Origin of the sequence: Chroococcidiopsis sp. SAG 2025 (genome assembly GCF_032860985.1) — a bacterium.
Taxonomy (GTDB): Bacteria; Cyanobacteriota; Cyanobacteriia; order Cyanobacteriales; family Chroococcidiopsidaceae; genus Chroococcidiopsis.
In genome coordinates, this window is sequence record NZ_JAOCNC010000001.1 from 969,988 (window position 1) to 986,501 (window position 16,514).

The 16,514-nt window shown below is 44.6% G+C and carries 15 protein-coding genes; 8 read left to right on the forward strand and 7 right to left on the reverse strand.

The window, feature by feature from the left end:
* Window positions 1–30: 30 nt before the first annotated feature.
* A complete protein-coding gene (locus N4J56_RS04685; RefSeq protein ID WP_317105390.1) occupies window positions 31–2,178 on the reverse strand; it encodes an amylo-alpha-1,6-glucosidase in 2,148 nt (715 codons plus the stop codon).
* 157 nt (window positions 2,179–2,335) lie between these two features.
* On the opposite strand from N4J56_RS04685, the gene N4J56_RS04690 reads away from it, so the two are divergent.
* A complete protein-coding gene (locus N4J56_RS04690) occupies window positions 2,336–2,947 on the forward strand; it encodes a peroxiredoxin (RefSeq protein WP_317105391.1) in 612 nt (203 codons plus the stop codon).
* A gap of 62 nt (window positions 2,948–3,009) precedes the next feature.
* Here the strand turns inward: N4J56_RS04690 and N4J56_RS04695 are convergent, their stop codons facing one another.
* Window positions 3,010–5,226: a caspase domain-containing protein gene (locus tag N4J56_RS04695; protein ID WP_317105392.1), complete on the reverse strand. Its 2,217-nt coding sequence runs from the start codon at window positions 5,224–5,226 to the stop codon at window positions 3,010–3,012.
* 390 nt (window positions 5,227–5,616) lie between these two features.
* On the opposite strand from N4J56_RS04695, the gene N4J56_RS04700 reads away from it, so the two are divergent.
* A complete protein-coding gene (locus N4J56_RS04700; protein ID WP_317105393.1) occupies window positions 5,617–6,369 on the forward strand; it encodes a pyridoxine 5'-phosphate synthase in 753 nt (250 codons plus the stop codon).
* 96 nt (window positions 6,370–6,465) lie between these two features.
* Window positions 6,466–6,792, forward strand: a complete 327-nt coding sequence (locus N4J56_RS04705) for an MgPME-cyclase complex family protein (protein WP_317105394.1) — start codon at window positions 6,466–6,468, stop codon at window positions 6,790–6,792.
* 180 nt (window positions 6,793–6,972) lie between these two features.
* On the opposite strand, the gene N4J56_RS04710 is transcribed toward N4J56_RS04705, so the two are convergent.
* The 3 genes from N4J56_RS04710 to folD form a co-directional block, all read right to left on the reverse strand.
* Window positions 6,973–7,464 carry a divergent PAP2 family protein gene (locus N4J56_RS04710; protein WP_015153461.1) on the reverse strand — a complete coding sequence of 164 codons (492 nt, stop codon included), beginning with the start codon at window positions 7,462–7,464 and terminating at the stop codon, window positions 6,973–6,975.
* Between the two features lie 133 nt (window positions 7,465–7,597).
* A complete protein-coding gene (gene crtE / locus N4J56_RS04715; RefSeq protein ID WP_317105395.1) occupies window positions 7,598–8,524 on the reverse strand; it encodes a geranylgeranyl diphosphate synthase CrtE in 927 nt (308 codons plus the stop codon).
* A 201-nt stretch (window positions 8,525–8,725) separates the two neighbouring features.
* Window positions 8,726–9,604 (reverse strand): bifunctional methylenetetrahydrofolate dehydrogenase/methenyltetrahydrofolate cyclohydrolase FolD, encoded by an 879-nt coding sequence (gene folD, locus N4J56_RS04720; protein WP_317105396.1) that lies wholly within the window; start codon window positions 9,602–9,604, stop codon window positions 8,726–8,728.
* 122 nt (window positions 9,605–9,726) lie between these two features.
* Here folD and N4J56_RS04725 point away from each other — a divergent pair, with 122 nt between their 5' ends.
* Window positions 9,727–10,182, forward strand: a complete 456-nt coding sequence (locus N4J56_RS04725; protein WP_317105397.1) for a hypothetical protein — start codon at window positions 9,727–9,729, stop codon at window positions 10,180–10,182.
* 18 nt (window positions 10,183–10,200) lie between these two features.
* Window positions 10,201–10,641 (forward strand): NUDIX hydrolase, encoded by a 441-nt coding sequence (locus tag N4J56_RS04730; protein ID WP_317105398.1) that lies wholly within the window; start codon window positions 10,201–10,203, stop codon window positions 10,639–10,641.
* 54 nt (window positions 10,642–10,695) lie between these two features.
* Here N4J56_RS04730 and N4J56_RS04735 read toward each other — a convergent pair whose 3' ends face one another.
* Window positions 10,696–11,565, reverse strand: coding sequence for a DMT family transporter (locus N4J56_RS04735; RefSeq protein WP_317105399.1), 870 nt, complete (start codon window positions 11,563–11,565; stop codon window positions 10,696–10,698).
* A gap of 28 nt (window positions 11,566–11,593) precedes the next feature.
* Here N4J56_RS04735 and N4J56_RS04740 point away from each other — a divergent pair, with 28 nt between their 5' ends.
* Both N4J56_RS04740 and mutS read left to right on the forward strand, forming a co-directional pair.
* Window positions 11,594–12,508, forward strand: a complete 915-nt coding sequence (locus N4J56_RS04740) for a HEAT repeat domain-containing protein (RefSeq protein WP_317105400.1) — start codon at window positions 11,594–11,596, stop codon at window positions 12,506–12,508.
* Between the two features lie 139 nt (window positions 12,509–12,647).
* A complete protein-coding gene (mutS, locus tag N4J56_RS04745) occupies window positions 12,648–15,320 on the forward strand; it encodes a DNA mismatch repair protein MutS (protein WP_317105401.1) in 2,673 nt (890 codons plus the stop codon).
* Between the two features lie 115 nt (window positions 15,321–15,435).
* Here mutS and N4J56_RS04750 read toward each other — a convergent pair whose 3' ends face one another.
* Complete coding sequence (locus N4J56_RS04750; protein ID WP_317105402.1) at window positions 15,436–16,107, reverse strand: metallophosphoesterase; 672 nt, start codon at window positions 16,105–16,107, stop codon at window positions 15,436–15,438.
* A 200-nt stretch (window positions 16,108–16,307) separates the two neighbouring features.
* On the opposite strand from N4J56_RS04750, the gene N4J56_RS04755 reads away from it, so the two are divergent.
* Window positions 16,308–16,505 carry a hypothetical protein gene (locus tag N4J56_RS04755; RefSeq protein WP_015153471.1) on the forward strand — a complete coding sequence of 66 codons (198 nt, stop codon included), beginning with the start codon at window positions 16,308–16,310 and terminating at the stop codon, window positions 16,503–16,505.
* The last annotated feature ends 9 nt before the right edge of the window (window positions 16,506–16,514 follow it).

A 16,514-nucleotide genomic window follows, 5' to 3' on the forward strand; every position in this document is an offset into this window, starting at 1 on the left:
TTCACTGTCAACCGTCAACCGTCAACTATCTCATAACAGTCTCATCAGTTCGGCAACAGCGCCAGCTTTGGCGATCGCCCCTCGGGGAGTGTGTGGTAGATCGCCGTCGAAAAGTTCGGAAATAGAGCCGAGGCAAGCTTGGTGTTGTAAGTGAACTAGCATTGGTTGCCAGTCAATCGGTAGCGGTTGCGTGGGATAAAAACGCTGCCAAGCACGCACGTAAGCACCAATTAACCAGCTCCAAACTGTGCCTTGATGAGCCGCGCGATCGCGTTGATGCGGCGCTCCGGCATAGTTGCCAATGTATTCAGGATCGTTAGGAGCAAGACTACGCAAGCCATAGGGAGTTAGTAGGCTGCGGGTTGCTAGTTGCAGTATTCTCTGTCCTTGAGTTTTGCTAAAAGCACAGTGACGTAAAGATAGAGCTAAAACGGCATTAGGACGGATTTGATTGTTGGGGAGATCGTCGAGAGCGATCGCATCGTACAGATAACCAAGGGTAGGATTCCAAAACTTTTGTAGCGAGGTTTTGACCTTGTGTGCTTGCTGGGTATATCGTCGTGCCTGGTTGCTCAAACGCTCCACATTCTCCCCAGGAGTACGGCTGAGCCGTTCTGCCCAAAGACTTGCCCAACACAAAGCAGAGTACCACAGAGCATTGACTTCTATCGGTTTACCCTGACGCGGCGTGACCGGCTGACCGTCAATTTTTACATCCATCCAAGTCAGCGCCGCATCAGCCGCATCCCAAATTACCAACTCGTCAGCCGCATCAACTTGAATTTTGTATTTCGTGCCAGTCATAAAGGCTTTATATATTTGCTGCACGATCGGATATTGAGTTGCCAAAAAATCCCAGTCCTGACTAGCCTCTAGATAAAGACCCAAAGTTTCAATCCACCACAGCGAAACATCAACATTGTGATATATAGGTTCGCGATCGCCATCTGACAAACAATTTGGCATTAAACCGCAACAGCAATATTTACCAAACGTTCCCAACAACTCTTTTGCTAAGCCATACCGTCCCGTCGAGAGTGTTAATCCTGGCAAAGCAATTAATGCATCTCTACTGAAGTCCTCCAGCCAAGGATAACCAGCAATTATCGTTGCTCCAGCTATTGACTGACGATAGACAATAAATTGTTCTCCGGCTTTGAGAAGTAATTGCGGGAGTCGGGAGTCGGAAGTTGGGAGTCGTAGGGGCGGGTTTAGCGAAAGATCGACGGATGAGGCGATAGATCCTCGCTCAAAATCCGTCTCTACGGGAGTCGGGAAATTTTGAATTTTGAATTTTGAATTTTGAATTTTGAATTTTGAATTTTGACTTTCTATCGCTTTTTCAAAATCATCATCGGTTAAAGGAGATTCTGGCAGTCCTACTTTTGCTTCTAGGGTGACGGTTGTGCCTGGTTTGAGATTGATTGTGAAATAGCCAGGACTGTACAGATCTTCGCGATCGCTCAGTCCCCGTTTTGTCTCTTCTGGTAGTAAATAATTCCAGTACCATACGCCATTTGGTTGATACTCCCCCTGCGTCCAATGTAAGTGCCATAACGTGCCTACAAGTCCCGATTTTATGGCTTGCAGACAAACAGAACTCTCGGCAACTAATTGAGAAAATTGTAGATCTTCATCCTCCCGTTGTGAGTCGTGAAACTTGCGATCGGCAATTACCGGACGCAATCGCAAAATAGCTGTCTCTCGTCCCTGATATTGGTACTGAATTAAGATTCGGTGGTTAAACGATTGGTAATTGGTAATTGGTAATTGCTCTGTTCTCTCCCCCAGCTCCCTCAGCTCTCTTCCCCCTGCTCCCAGCACCGAAGCGCTCCCTGCTCCCTCACCTGGCATTATCAATTGCCTCGACAATTGCCAGCGATCTGCACCCCATACCCAGGTTGGTACTGGTTCGATCGCAAAACTTTGTAGTAGCTCGTAGCCAGTTGGTTCGACTGTGCCACCACCCCAAAAATTTGTCGATAGGGCAAAGACTTGAGCAGCAACTTCTAAACTGGCATCTAGATGGGACAGTAAAAGGGTACGCTGACTAGGAGGAGTGAGGGCAGCAATCAACCAGCCGTGATAAATTCGAGTCCGAGCATTCACTACCGTACCGCAGGCAAAACTACCCAACCCATTTGTCAACAGCCATTCTCTTGTATCTAGATTGCCCATTGCTACTCAAAATCGTTATGACTATGATATATTTGTTACGTAACGTAAAAATCAACTGTACGGGAAGCTGAGAACTTGCCTATAAGCGTAAGGGTGAATCTCAACTAGCTTTCCCTAAATTTGCCAAATAGTAGACACAACAAAGGAGAATTGGTTAATGCCACTAAGTTACGCAAGTGAAGGATGCCTCCGTGTTGGACAACCTGCTCCAGACTTCACTGCCACAGCAGTAGTAGATCAGGAATTTAAGACTATCAAACTATCTGACTATCGTGGCAAGTATGTCGTACTATTTTTCTACCCTCTAGACTTTACATTCGTTTGTCCCACTGAGATTACTGCCTTCAGCGATCGCTTCGAGGAATTCAAGGCAGTTAATACCGAAGTCCTCGGCGTTTCTGTAGATAGCGAATTCTCCCACTTAGCGTGGATTCAAACAGATCGCAAGTCAGGTGGCGTTGGCGACCTCAACTATCCTCTTGTTTCTGACATCAAGAAAGATATTAGTGCTGCTTACAATGTCTTAGATCCAGAAGCAGGTGTTGCCCTTCGCGGTCTGTTTCTAATTGACAAAGAGGGAGTTATCCAACACGCTACAATTAACAACCTTTCCTTCGGTCGTAGTGTTGAAGAAACTCTACGGACGTTGAAAGCAATTCAGTACGTTCAAAGCCATCCAGATGAAGTTTGCCCGGCTGGTTGGCAGCCTGGGGATAAAACCATGACTCCTGACCCCACAAAATCCAAAGTTTACTTCGCTTCCGTGTAGTCATGACGATGTAGAGACGTTTCACGGAACGTCTCTATAATCGTCATATCCCTTTTTTATCACTACAACAATTGACGGCGAAAGGCTGCTGCTTGCAGAGGATCGTGAATCGCGGTAGCTAATATTTCTATTAATTCCGATCGCGAAATTTGTGGTTGTGATTTAATTGTATTTTGGATTAAGAAAGTCGCAATGGGACCGATCGCCATAGATAAAGCTTGCTCGCATTGATGGATAAAATTTTCTGATAAAGTTTCGTGTTGCCAACTTGCAGCACAAGATGACGATCGCGTTTGCGGTTGCGATCCTGGGATTTGTTGTAATAAGGAGATCGATTGTTGACGCAATTGATTTTGTTGCTGCGGTGATAATATTGGCAGCAAATTTTCTACCCAGTTATGCGGTTGAGAATTTGGAGTTGCAACCTGAGATAGTAAGGTAGGAGCAATTGGTCCTACCAGTTCCCGCAAAATTTTTTCTAACTGAGCGTATTGCTGTGAAAAATATTCTTTCGCCGGTGATAGTGTTGCTGGTGCGGGTGCTGGAGGTGGAGGACTGGCGGCGGCTGCTGGTGGCTGCACTTTGGGCGTAGAGTGGCTGACAGCATGCTTTTCAATCTGTGGCGGTTTTGGTGGCGATGGAATGAATTTTGTTGCTGTCAACGTCGTTGGAGGGAAAATTTCTATCTCACTAGCGGTTTCTGACAGCCACAGGTGCAATGGCATTCCCACCCGTTCTAACTTTTGCTGTAATTCTTCCATCCATGCTGTTACTGACAAAGGTGAGGATGGTTCCTTTGCTGCCAATGTTTCTAGCAAAGCATGAGTAAATTGCTCTGGCGCGCGCTCGAAGGGTGCAGCAGCAATAATACACTGTTTTCCACCACTGAGCTGTAATTCTTCGATCCACTCTTGCAGTGTTGCTGGCGATCGCTCTGTACCCAGAAAATCGAGAATAATAATTTGTCGTGCTGTCGCACTACGGCGTAACTCTTGCTGCAACCAAGAACGACTTAGTCGCAGGCTGTCACCCATAACTAGCCAAGCTTCCCCATCCGCGATCGCCTCCATTCTACCGCGCAAGTATAACAAAACTGTTTCTGGTTCTTGGGAGGAAACGGGCGATCGCAAGCAGCCTTGAATGGCATATCTGGCATCCGTCCAGGCTTTACCTGACTGGGGAAAATATTCTAGGGCAAAATTTCCGGCTGTTTGTAAAGCTCGACTGAAAGCATAAACGGCATTACTATCAGCAAAACCATCGCATACAAGAGCGCGGCGGCTGTGTTTGACTGGTTGTGGGATGCGTTCGTCTACCTTTAACCCTAAAACGAGTTCTCCTACCCCTTCCACAATTCGCTTCGGGGTTTGTAAAGGGTATTCTGGATGTAAATCTAATTCTCCTCGGCTGCGCTTTTGCTGATTCATCAGCCGCAGTTGGTGATTTAACCGATCGATATATTGGATAGTTTGGTGATAAACGTATTTATACAGCCCATCCGCATCAATTACACCTTGAGCGTCGGCGGCTTCCCCCCTTAATCCTTGCATTAGGTAGTAAGTAAATAACCCATGCTTCAGTTCGGGAAATTCCCAAGACCTTTGCTTGCGATCGCAGGACAATAAGGCATAAAAACCCCGGCTTTGAGTTGCTCGTTGCCTCAATACCTCCATCAATTGCTGTGCTGGGTTCAGTTCTGGTTGTTCTACCGTCACTTCACCTTTAGCTCCCCGTAAAGTGAGATCCCCACTATGACAAGCATCGAGCCATAGCATTTGGCGATGAACTTGACTCTTTTGCAATAGCTCTAATACATCTGGCAACTTCAAACCTGTTTGCAGTAAGTTATCTTTCGATGTATCTGCCAAACATAAAACGACTTGCCCCGTCTCCCGATCTAAAACTCCATGACCGGAAAAGTAAAGCAAAATTGTATCTTGAGGTTGAGCCACTGCGACAATTTGTTCTAAACTTTGCCGCACTGCCTCTAGTGTGGGTGGATGAGTAGCGAAATCGTGATGCGCGATCGGTTCCTTGCGTGGAAATCCTTGAGTTGCTTCTGCCAGCGCTTCTGTCAATCCTTGGCAATCAGAGGCAGAATAACTCAGCGACGGTAGCCGAGCGTCTTGATATTGATTCACTCCCACCAGCAAACTCCACAGCTTGGCTTCCCCTGTTTCCAAGGCATGAGTAGAGCGGCTAGTACTGACACTTAATGGACACATCTTTGGAGCTAAGCTAAGGGGTAGGGACTGGAAACTGAGGGAAGAAGTTTTCACAAGTCTTCCCACTGACTAAATAATTGATAACTTAATATTGGTATAGCTACATCTAGAATGATTCCTTTCTCGGAAATTATTAAGTTATATTAAGGAATCGAAAATATATCAAATTAGGTTAAGTTAACGCGATCGCGCATAGCTTGCCTCCTATTTTATTTATCAGCTCTAAGGCAAATCTTTATGCTGATGCTCAATGCCCCGATCGCTAATTTTTCTGTAGATGCCATCTCGTAGGAAGCGAGCTAGATTCGGAGCCATCTAACTTCTATGATAGGGCGATCGCACTTTTTTTGCAGTCCTCCACTTACGACTTACGACTTACAACTTACGACTTAGTTTGACTCTTGGTAAAATTAAGTGCGGAGACGGCAAGCATAGGGAGCGTGGATGCCTACACTGGGAGTAAATATCGATCATATTGCTACGATTCGACAAGCTCGACGCACGGTAGAGCCAGATCCCGTGGCAGCAGCAGTGCTAGCAGAATTAGCCGGAGCTGACGGGATTACAGTTCACCTGCGCGAAGATCGGCGACACATTCAAGAAAGGGATGTGAGAATATTGCGGCAGACAGTCCGCACGCACCTGAATTTGGAAATGGCAGCGACAGCAGAAATGGTGGCGATCGCTCTAGATGTAAAGCCAGATTATGTCACCCTAGTTCCCGAACGGCGAGAAGAGGTGACAACTGAAGGGGGATTAGATATAGCAGGACAACTGAATCGCATGAGCGAGGTAGTAGACAAGCTACAAACGGCAAATATTCCCGTAAGTTTGTTTATTGATGCCGAGGACGCACAAATTCAAGCTTCTGTCAAGACTAAAGCCAACTTTATCGAACTGCATACGGGACGCTATGCTGAGGCAAAATCAGCAGCCAGCCGCCAAGCAGAATTGACAGTGTTAGCCAAAGGCTGCGAACAAGCGATCGCCTCTGGATTGCGAGTTAACGCCGGACACGGTTTAACCTATTGGAATGTTTACCCAATTGCCTGTATTCCTGACATGGAAGAACTCAACATCGGTCATACAATTATTAGTCGAGCGGCTTTAGTTGGTATGGAACGAGCCGTGCGCGAGATGAAACAGGCTATTAGGGGAGGAGGGAGCAGGGAGCAGGGAGCAGGGGAAGAAAGCTGAGGGAGCGAGCGGGAGCCGAGGTAGCAAAACCTCTTACCGCTTGCCTCTCACATCTCGCCAACTACCAATTACCAATTACCAATTACCATCAAAACAATGAAAACCTACTACTACGTTTTAGCCAGTCAGCATTTTTTAATTGAAGAAGAACCTTTAGAAGAAGTGTTGAAAGAACGCACTCGCGACTATTTAGAAAAACAAAAAGAAATTGATTTTTGGTTAGTGAAACAACCTGCCTTTTTAGAAGCACCAGAAATGCGGGAAGTTAAAACCAAATGTCCACAGCCAGCAGCAGCAATTATTTCTACTAATTCTCAGTTTATTACTTGGCTAAAACTGCGATTAGAGTTTGTCATCACCGGGCAATTTCAAGCTCCCTCTGATACTATTCCCGATCCTATAGCTTCATTGACAACGGTGTAATCAGTTATCAGTTGTTAGGTATCAGTTATCGATGTAGAGATGCGATATACCGCGTCTCTACAAAATTATTAATCAGGAACAACCAGCAAATAACAACCAAATTTACCGACCGAGCCAATGTTTTTATTCACGATAACAAGTCTAGTGACAACTATTTAATAACTGACAACTGATAACTGATTAGCCTCCCGCCGCTAGTACTGGGTAGGTAGGTGTGAATAACAAAGTATTGACAAACCAAGCAATGCATACGCCCAACATAGAACCAACAATGACTTGGAAAGGCGTATGTCCCAATAATTCTTTTAAGCGGTCTTCATTCAGTTCGGGGTGTTCGCTGAATAACTCGTCCATCATTTGATTGAGAATGCGGGCTTGTTTGCCTGCGGCTTGACGCACGCCAGCAGCGTCGTACATAACAATGATGGCAAAAATAGTCGCGATCGCAAATTCTGGACTGTCCCAACCTGCTGTTTGACCGACCCCCGTAGCTAAGGCTGTGACCAATGCAGAATGGGCGCTAGGCATACCGCCAGTAGTTAACAAAACGCGAAAATCCAATTTGTGATTTTTCAGTAGTTCGACTGCCAGTTTTGCTGCTTGAGCAATTAGACAAGCTATGACAGCAACTAGCAGCACGCTGTTATTGAGAATGTCGCCAATGTCCTGCATGAGGTTTGATTGAAAGGATGAGGGATGAAGGTTGATAGTTGTTGGTTGTTGTTGGTTAATAGTTGACAGTTAACGGTTAAACTGGTTCTTAATAACTAGTCGCTGATAACTGATAACGGACAACTGATAAGTGTCAGTTTTTGCGGTTGGTGATGAAGTCAGCTAAAGCAATTAGTGGTTGTGCCTTCTTGCTAAATGGAGTTAGTTCTTCCTTTGCTGTAGCAATTAATGCTTGTGCTTGGCGGCGGGATTCTTCTATACCCCATAGGCTGGGATATGTGACTTTTTGCGCTTGTAAATCTTTGCCAGCAGTTTTGCCTAATTCCTCTGCTGTCGCCGTGACATCTAAAATATCATCAATGATTTGGAAGGCAAGTCCGATATTTTGAGCATAGCGTGACAGCCGTTGCAAATCTGATTCTTCTAACCCCGCCAAAACACCTCCACTGACAACACAAGCTTCTAGTAGTGCAGCGGTTTTATGCGTATGAATGAAGTGCAAAGTATCTGCGCTCACGTCTGACTTGCCTTCTGACTCCAAATCTACAACTTGACCGCCAACTAACCCCGCCGCGCCAACAGCGTGACTCAACTGAGCGATCGCTCGTAATACGCGCTCTGGTGGTACATTTTTAGTCTGGGTAGCAATATACTCGAAGGCATAAGCCAACAGACCATCTCCAGCCAGGATCGCAATATCATCACCATAAACCTTGTGATTTGTCAGCCGTCCGCGTCTGTAATCGTCGTTATCCATAGCTGGTAAGTCATCATGAATCAATGACATCGTATGGATCATTTCTAAGGCACAAGCCGTAGGCATTGCCATGTTTACCGTGCCTCCTGCCATTTCGCAAGTAGCCAAGCAGAGAATCGGACGTAACCGCTTTCCTCCTGCTAGAAGCGAATAGCGCATTGCCTCGTAGATTTTTTCTGGATAAGTGACTCTAATCGAACTCTCCAGCGCCGCTTCAACTTCTACTTGGCGTTGTTTCAAGTAAGCTGAGAGGTCAAACGGGGCTTCATTATGAGGCATCTGAAGGTTATCCGCTGCTACCATGCCTTGTTTCCTTTAGGTGCTGTCGTCTCCGTAACAATTTTACGAGAAATTGGCAGTTGTCAGTTATCAGTTATCAGTTGTCAGTTATCAGTGGCTAGTGGCTAGTAACTGGACTTGCTCCTCTACTCCCCTGCTCCTCTGCTTTCTTCTGTCTCCTTAGTTTTGACTTTTGACTTTTAACTTTTGACTTTTTTGTCTCCATTACCCATTAACCTTTTGAGAATAGCTCCAGACTGTATTGTGCAATAGCATGGCGACTGTCATAGGACCAACGCCACCTGGAACTGGGGTCAGCAATTCGGCAACTTCTTGCACTGACTCAAAATCTACGTCTCCAACCAGGCGGCTGTTACCTTCGTAGTCGATAATGCGGTTGATTCCCACGTCTATGACTACAGCGTCAGGTTTGACCATTTGGGCAGTAATCATGTTAGGACGACCGACAGCAGCAATGAGGATATCTGCTGTTTGAGTAATGGCTGCAAGGTTATGCGATCGCGAGTGGGCGATCGTGACTGTTGCATCAGCTTCTAGTAACATCAAAGCTAGAGGCTTTCCAACCAAAATACTCCGCCCCACGACTACGGCTTGTTTACCCTGCAAAGAAATTTGGTATTCCTGTAACATCCGTATTACGCCAGCAGGGGTACAACTGCGTAAACCCGATTCTCCCCTAACCAACCGTCCCATATTCACTGGATGCAATCCATCTGCGTCTTTATTTGGGTCAATTTGATGCAGTAAAGCGACAGAATCTAAATGATTGGGTAATGGTAGTTGAACGAGAATCCCATCTACTCTTTCATCCTGGTTTAAATCTTGAATCGCTTGTGCGACTTCTGCTTGGGTAGCATCGGCAGGAAAATTCTTTCCAAAAGAAGCAATTCCTACTTTAGTACAAGCCCGCTCTTTATTGCGCACGTAGGCAGCACTAGCAGGATTATCCCCCACCATGATTACTGCTAGCCCTGGGGTTCTTCCGATTTGCGGTTGTTGCGCCTGAATCAGTGTCGTTAACTCTGTCTGTATTTTTTGAGCTAAAGCTTTGCCATCTAGTATCTTCGCTGTTTTTGCGTTCATCGCCGTTGAGGGAACTTTTTTAAAATGGTTTTGTCAAAAGGCAGTTATAACTGTTTTGACTTATATAGTTTAAGCAATCAGTTGTCAGTTTTCAGGGAACAGGGAACAGGGAACAGTGACCAGTGACCAGTGACCAGTTAACCGTCAACTCACAACCAACAACCAACACGAAATTAATGAATGACAAATTACATTATGTCTTCCGTATCGCTATTTACTCATTGCTCGTCGTGGGACTGCTTGGTTGCGATAGATTGCCCCAGTATGCAATGAATGGTATTGGCTTGATGGGTACAACTGCTTTTAAGATTGGCGAACTTAAGCCAGAGACAGGCAATGGAACTACCGTTCGCCTCCAAGGTAAAGTCGTACAACAAATACCTTTGGCTGGTTGGCGGATGTATCAACTGCAAGACTCCACAGGGAAAATTTGGGTGCTGACAAAAAGAACGAATGTGCGGCTGCAAACACCTGTCTCAATTGAAGGTAAGGTATATTTTCAGAGTATCCCGATCGCAGGTCAAGATTTTGGGGAAATCTATGTAGAGGAACAGCAGGTACAAACTCCCACCCGTTAGGTTAATTCTTACAAAATTATGACTCATCAACCCGTTCGCGTGGCGATCGCTATCCTCTATCGTGACAATAAATTTCTCTTCCAGTTACGTGACGACATTCCTAATATTGTCTATCCTGCACACTGGGGCTTTTTTGGCGGACATCTCGACCCAGGCGAAACGCCACATGAGGCTGTAATTCGAGAATTACAGGAAGAAATTACTTATTTTCCCCCTTCTATATCTGAAGTCGGCTGTTACTCCGATCCTAAAGTAGAGCGCCATGTTTTCCACGCACCACTAACAGTAGATTTAGACCAACTCGTCTTAAAGGAAGGTTGGGATATGGCTTTATTAACTCCCGAACAAATTCAACACGGGAGTTGTTATTCACCCAAAGCCGATCGCATTTTACCTTTAGTCCCTGCGGCAAGACAAATTATTTTAGATTTTTTAGAAGTGGGGACGCTCAGGAAATAAATCAAAATAGATGAACCTAATGTAGAGATGTAGTAAATTGCATTTCTTCAACGGTTAACTCTTATTTGTAAAAAAGACTCCGACGACAACTAGAACCCCACCCAAAACTAAACTAACAGTAATCGGTTCCTGCAATAATAAAGCAGCAAATGCGATCGCAGATACGGGAACTAAATTAATAAAAATTGAGGCTTTGGCAGCACCAATTGCTACCACTCCTTCATAATACCAGTTAAAACCAATTGCAGAACCTAAAACTCCTAGATAGAAAATTCCTAGCCAAGCAGCAAGAGGAAACTGCATGAAGTCTTGAGTTATTCCCTCAAATAAAGCTGGAATTAACAGCGCGATCGCACCTATTATACAAGCATATGTAGTAGCGGCTAAGGGAGACAAAGATTTCATGACTGATTTACCAATCAGAGTATAAGCTACCCAGCTCAGGACGCAGCCAAAAATAAAAACTTCTCCCCAACCGATACTACCTTTAAATATATTTACAATTTGACCTTTACTAATGACAATTGCTGCACCCGTTAGCGAAGTCGTAATTCCTAGTAATTTGAGACTGTTAAATTTTTCCCTGAAAAATAGAGCAGCTCCAAGCGCGATAAAAGTAGGGTTGAGCGCCACAATTAAAGCAGCGCGGCTAGCAGGGACAGTTTGCAAACCAAGGAAAAAGAAAGCATTATAACTAAAAACCCCTGTCAAGCCTAATAAAATTACTAGAATAGCTTGATTTCTTGTAAGTTTATATAAGCGTCTTTCAATCTTTTGCGTCAAGATTAACAAACAAATTGAAGCAACTGCAAAGCGAAAAAAAGCAGCTGTAAACGGTTCCATAGTTTGCACGACTATTCTACCAGCCACAAACGTGCCACCCCAAATAATTGCGGTTAAAACTAATTTTATGTAAGTTATCATCAAACAATCTCCTATCGCAGCTAAGGAAATGCCAATTTTAGTTCATTTGACTTCTCACAAAAATATTTCTAGAGTGACTCGTTCTGGAATACTCGGACATAAGACAAGCATTTGCTACGAACTAGAAGAACAACAAAAATACCAACTAATTGCAAAAGCTGTATATTGTTTACCAGTTTTACAAAACCACTATTTAACTCATCAATGGCTACGAGAACTCAAGTGCAGTGGACAAAAAAATTTTGTTGGTGTTTATTTTCGTCTCGATTCAGAAGAATTAGTTTGGGTAGGTCGTTATAATCAAATCCATATTCAATTAACTGTAGATCGTGCGATCGCTTTAATTATGAGTCGGTCAGATGCTCAAGGCTATGAAATTATCATACCTCGGTCTATTCAGAGTAAAGAAATACATAAAATTAAATATCTACCACAAGTTACAGGTTGGAGATATTCCCCAGCAGCGCATACCAATAAACCGACTTGTGCATGTCCCGTATGTATACCTATAGGTTCGATTAAATCGAGAAAGCTGAGGGAAAGAATAGAACCACCTGAGAAAACTAAAAACTATTCAGAACTGATACAAGAATTAAAATCAGTAACAAATAGTATTGTTATTCCAGATATTTTGTTTCAAGTCCATGCAATAGTTCAAGGGGGAAAGAAAACTAAAGCAGAAGATTTAGAATTTTTATTAGATTGCACGGATATCGAGGTTCTAGAAACACTGGCTCGCATTTTAAGTGCATATAGAGGTAAAGATGCTGTGGATATGTTATTAGAGTTATGCACTTACACAGAAGATTCTGTCAAAGAAGCAAGTGCAACTAGTTTATTAAAAATGCTTAGGGAAGAAGCACTAGTTTATTTGAACCAGTTTCAAGACGATCTGGTAATTAGTAAAGTTGTAGAAGCATATAAGAGCGATCGCACTTCGTAACATATTCTCTCGACTATGCTTCTTCACCACCTTGACAGCTAAAATAGACGAGGCAAGCGATCGCAGTGAGTAACAAAAACAGCGATCGTCTCACATCTACCTACGGTAAAGTCGTAAAAGACTGTAGTACGAGCGATTCATGAAAGTTCCTTCCACTCCGACTGCTGCTGAATCTCAAGCACCCATACAACCTTGTACTGACTGTCGGCAGATAGATAAAAGTAAGCTGTCGCCAATGTATAAGCATTATGTAGAAGTAAAAGAGAAGCATCCCCATTCTTTATTACTGTATCGGTGTGGAGATTTTTTTGAAACATTCTTTCAGGATGCAGTCATAGTCTCGCGGGAATTGGAACTCGTTCTCACCAGCAAACACGGTGGCGAAATTGGACGGGTGGCGATGACAGGCGTACCGCATCACGCTTGGGAACGATACACGACTCAGTTGATCGAAAAAGGGTATGCTGTCGTTATCTGCGATCAAGTTGAAGACGCAGCAGTTGCACAAGGTTTAGTCAAGCGTGAAGTGACGCGCATCCTGACTCCAGGGACTCTGCTGCAAGATGGAATGCTGAAAGCTAGTCGTAATAATTATCTCGCAGCAGTAACGATCGCCAAAAATCACTGGGGTTTAGCTTACGCAGACATCTCAACGGGAGAATTCTTAGCGACACAAGGGAGCAATTTAGAACAATTAACCCAAGAAATACTGCGACTACAACCATCTGAAGTTCTCGTTCCCACCAAAGCACCAGATGTAGGAGCATTATTTCGTCCAGGGGAAACATCAGAACACATTCCCGAATGCTTACCACCATCATTTTGTTACTGTTTGCGATCGCAATCTAGTTTTAACACGGGTGAAGCTAGACAAAAGTTAATTCAAAAGTTTAAAGTGCGATCGCTTGAAGGTTTTGGCTGTGAAGATTTACCCCTAGCCGTGAGTGCAGCGGGTGGATTATTAGAATATATCGAAGATACGCAAAAAGAAAGTGACGTTCCCCTGCAACAACTACGCACTTATGCAATTACCGACTACTTAATTCTCGATCATCAAACTCGCCGCAACTTGGAAATAACCCAAACCGTGAGAGATGGAACTTTTATCGGTTCACTATTATGGGCTTTGGATAAAACAACTACAGCAATGGGGAGTCGGGCTTTAAAACGATGGTTTTTGCAACCACTATTAGATATTAAAGGCATTCGAGCGCGGCAAGATACAATTCAAGAACTAGCAGAAAATAGTTCCTTGCGGCACGACTTGCGGCAGCTTTTACGCCAAATTTATGACTTAGAAAGACTTAGTGGTAGGGCTGGTTCGGGAACGGCAAATGCGAGAGACTTAGTTGCATTAGCAGAGTCAATGTTGCGCTTACCAGAATTAGCCAGGTTAGTCACAGAAACGCGATCGCCCTATCTCCGTACTTTACAAAAATTCCCCTCAGATTTAGAACAATTGGGGCATAAACTGCGCGCGCAATTAGTTGAATCTCCCCCCATCCACCTCACAGAAGGAAATTTAATTCGTCCTGGGATCAATTCTCAACTCGACGAAAGGCGGCGACTATTAGAAGAAGATTTGCAGTGGGTGGCTAATTTTGAAATTGATGAAAAAGCCAGAACGGGAATTCCGACATTAAAAGTCGGTCACAACGACACCTTTGGATACTATATCAGTATTTCTCGTGCCAAAGCCGACCAAGTTCCCACTAACTACATTCGCAAGCAAACTCTAAAAAACGAAGAACGCTACTACACGCCAGAATTAAAAGAAAGAGAAGCGCGTATCCTTACGGCTGAAAAAGATTTGTACCAGCTAGAGTACGATATTTTTACCGAACTGCGAACAGAAGTAGGAGAACAAGCCGACGCGATTCGTAACGTCTCCCGTGCGATAGCCGCAGCCGATGTCTTGTGTGGCTTTGCCGAAGTTGCAGTATATCAAGGTTATTGCCGTCCAGAAATTGTCTCAGGACGAGAAATTAACATCGTAGACGGGCGACATCCAGTTGTCGAAAAATCTATACCCGCAGGATTTTTTGTGCCTAATTCTACTGAAATAGGGAGCAGGGATAAGAGAGCTGAGGGAGCTGAGGGAGCTGAGGGGACAAGGGAGACAAGGGGGGACAAGGGGGACAAGGGAGCAACTACCAACTACCAACTACCAACTACCAATGACCAATTACCAGATTTAATCATTCTCACTGGTCCTAACGCCAGTGGTAAAAGCTGCTACTTACGCCAAGTTGGTTTGATTCAATTAATGGCACAAGTAGGGAGTTTTGTGCCTGCTAAATCGGCAGAATTGGGCATATGCGATCGCATTTTTACCCGCGTTGGTGCAGTAGACGACTTAGCAACGGGGCAATCTACATTTATGGTAGAAATGAACGAGACAGCAAATATCCTCAACCACGCTTCAGCAAGATCTTTAGTATTATTAGACGAAATTGGTAGAGGTACGGCAACATTTGACGGACTATCAATTGCTTGGGCAGTAGCAGAATATTTAGCTACAGAAATTCGCGCCCGCACAATTTTTGCTACCCACTACCACGAATTGAACGAACTCGCCTCAATTTTATCTAACGTAGCTAACTACCAAGTTACAGTCAAAGAATTGCCCGATCGCATTATTTTCTTACACCAAGTTCAACCAGGCGGAGCAGACAAATCCTACGGAATTGAAGCCGGAAGACTAGCAGGTTTACCCCCAGTTGTCATTCAACGCGCAAAACAAGTCATGACGCAAATCGAGCAACACAGTAAAATTGCGATCGGCTTAAGGGAAAGCGGGAGTAGGGAGTAGGGATTAGGGAGTCGGGAATAGAGAGCTGAGGAAGCAAGGGGAGCGATCGGGAACAACAACCAACAACTACCAACTACCAACTACCTCTGGTCACTGATAACTGATAACCGACGATCTACTTTCCCACAATTAAAACCTTTCCCAGCTCATCCACCACCCCCGCCTCCCCTACGCCATGTACGACGATCCCGTTCCCAATTGTCGCCCTATAGTGTTCGTGATGATGCCCGTGAAAAATAGATTTTACGCCCATTGCCATAGCTAAGTCATCCAACGCTCTAAAACCGTAGCGATGAGAAGATGGGGCTTCGTGCGTCACTAAAATATCAGCCTGTTGAGAACGTAAAGCTTGATATTGTTGCCAAAATATGCTTACGTGATGTTTGCGGGGAATCCGATCGCGCCAGCGTTCGCCTCGACTGCAAGTAGATAGTAGATCTTGTTGAGTCGAAAATTTAGGTGCGGCTGGAGGCATCCAAATTTTGCCTCGAAACACTCCTCCCAACCCAGCAACGCGCTTCCCGGCAATTTCTACAACTCGTCCGTGAAGATTGCGATCGCCCAACTTAGAATTGAACAAATTATCATACCACTCGTCGCGATCGGCATCGTGATTGCCAGGAATAAACCAGATCTCAGTTTTTGCCGCGATCGCCTCTAGTTCTTCGCAAAGCGATCGCTCCAAGTCAAAATCCCCCAGCAAAATTGCTGCTGCGGGAGAGTAGGTTTCAACTGCCTGAATAATCGGTCGAAAATCCCCGTGTGGATCGCCACTAAACAACAGCATGACTTGATAGAAGTTAGGGGGTTGAGAAATCAGGGGTTAGGGATGGTCGATCGCAAGTCAGAGAACTTTACATTTCTCCATCCTTATGGCTGTTAAGGATTACACTTTATTGCAAAGTGCAAAAGATGGCAAACATATAATGATAATTTCTATTCTGGATATACAGCTTGCCAGCTGAAATAAGGAGAACACAGTTAGCTATGCAATCAGAGGGACTCACAAGCGATTGGGTGCGGGAAGATTTAAGCGAGTACGTTGCCCATCTCCAACTGCATATGGCGCTACAAGCTCGCAATCTCGTGCCTTCTTTAACCCAAACAGTGGTTGATAGTCGCGAACAATTACTCCAGCAAACTCAAGCAACTATTGAAAAATTAGCTTCTCGCCAAATTCTCTGACTAAACTCT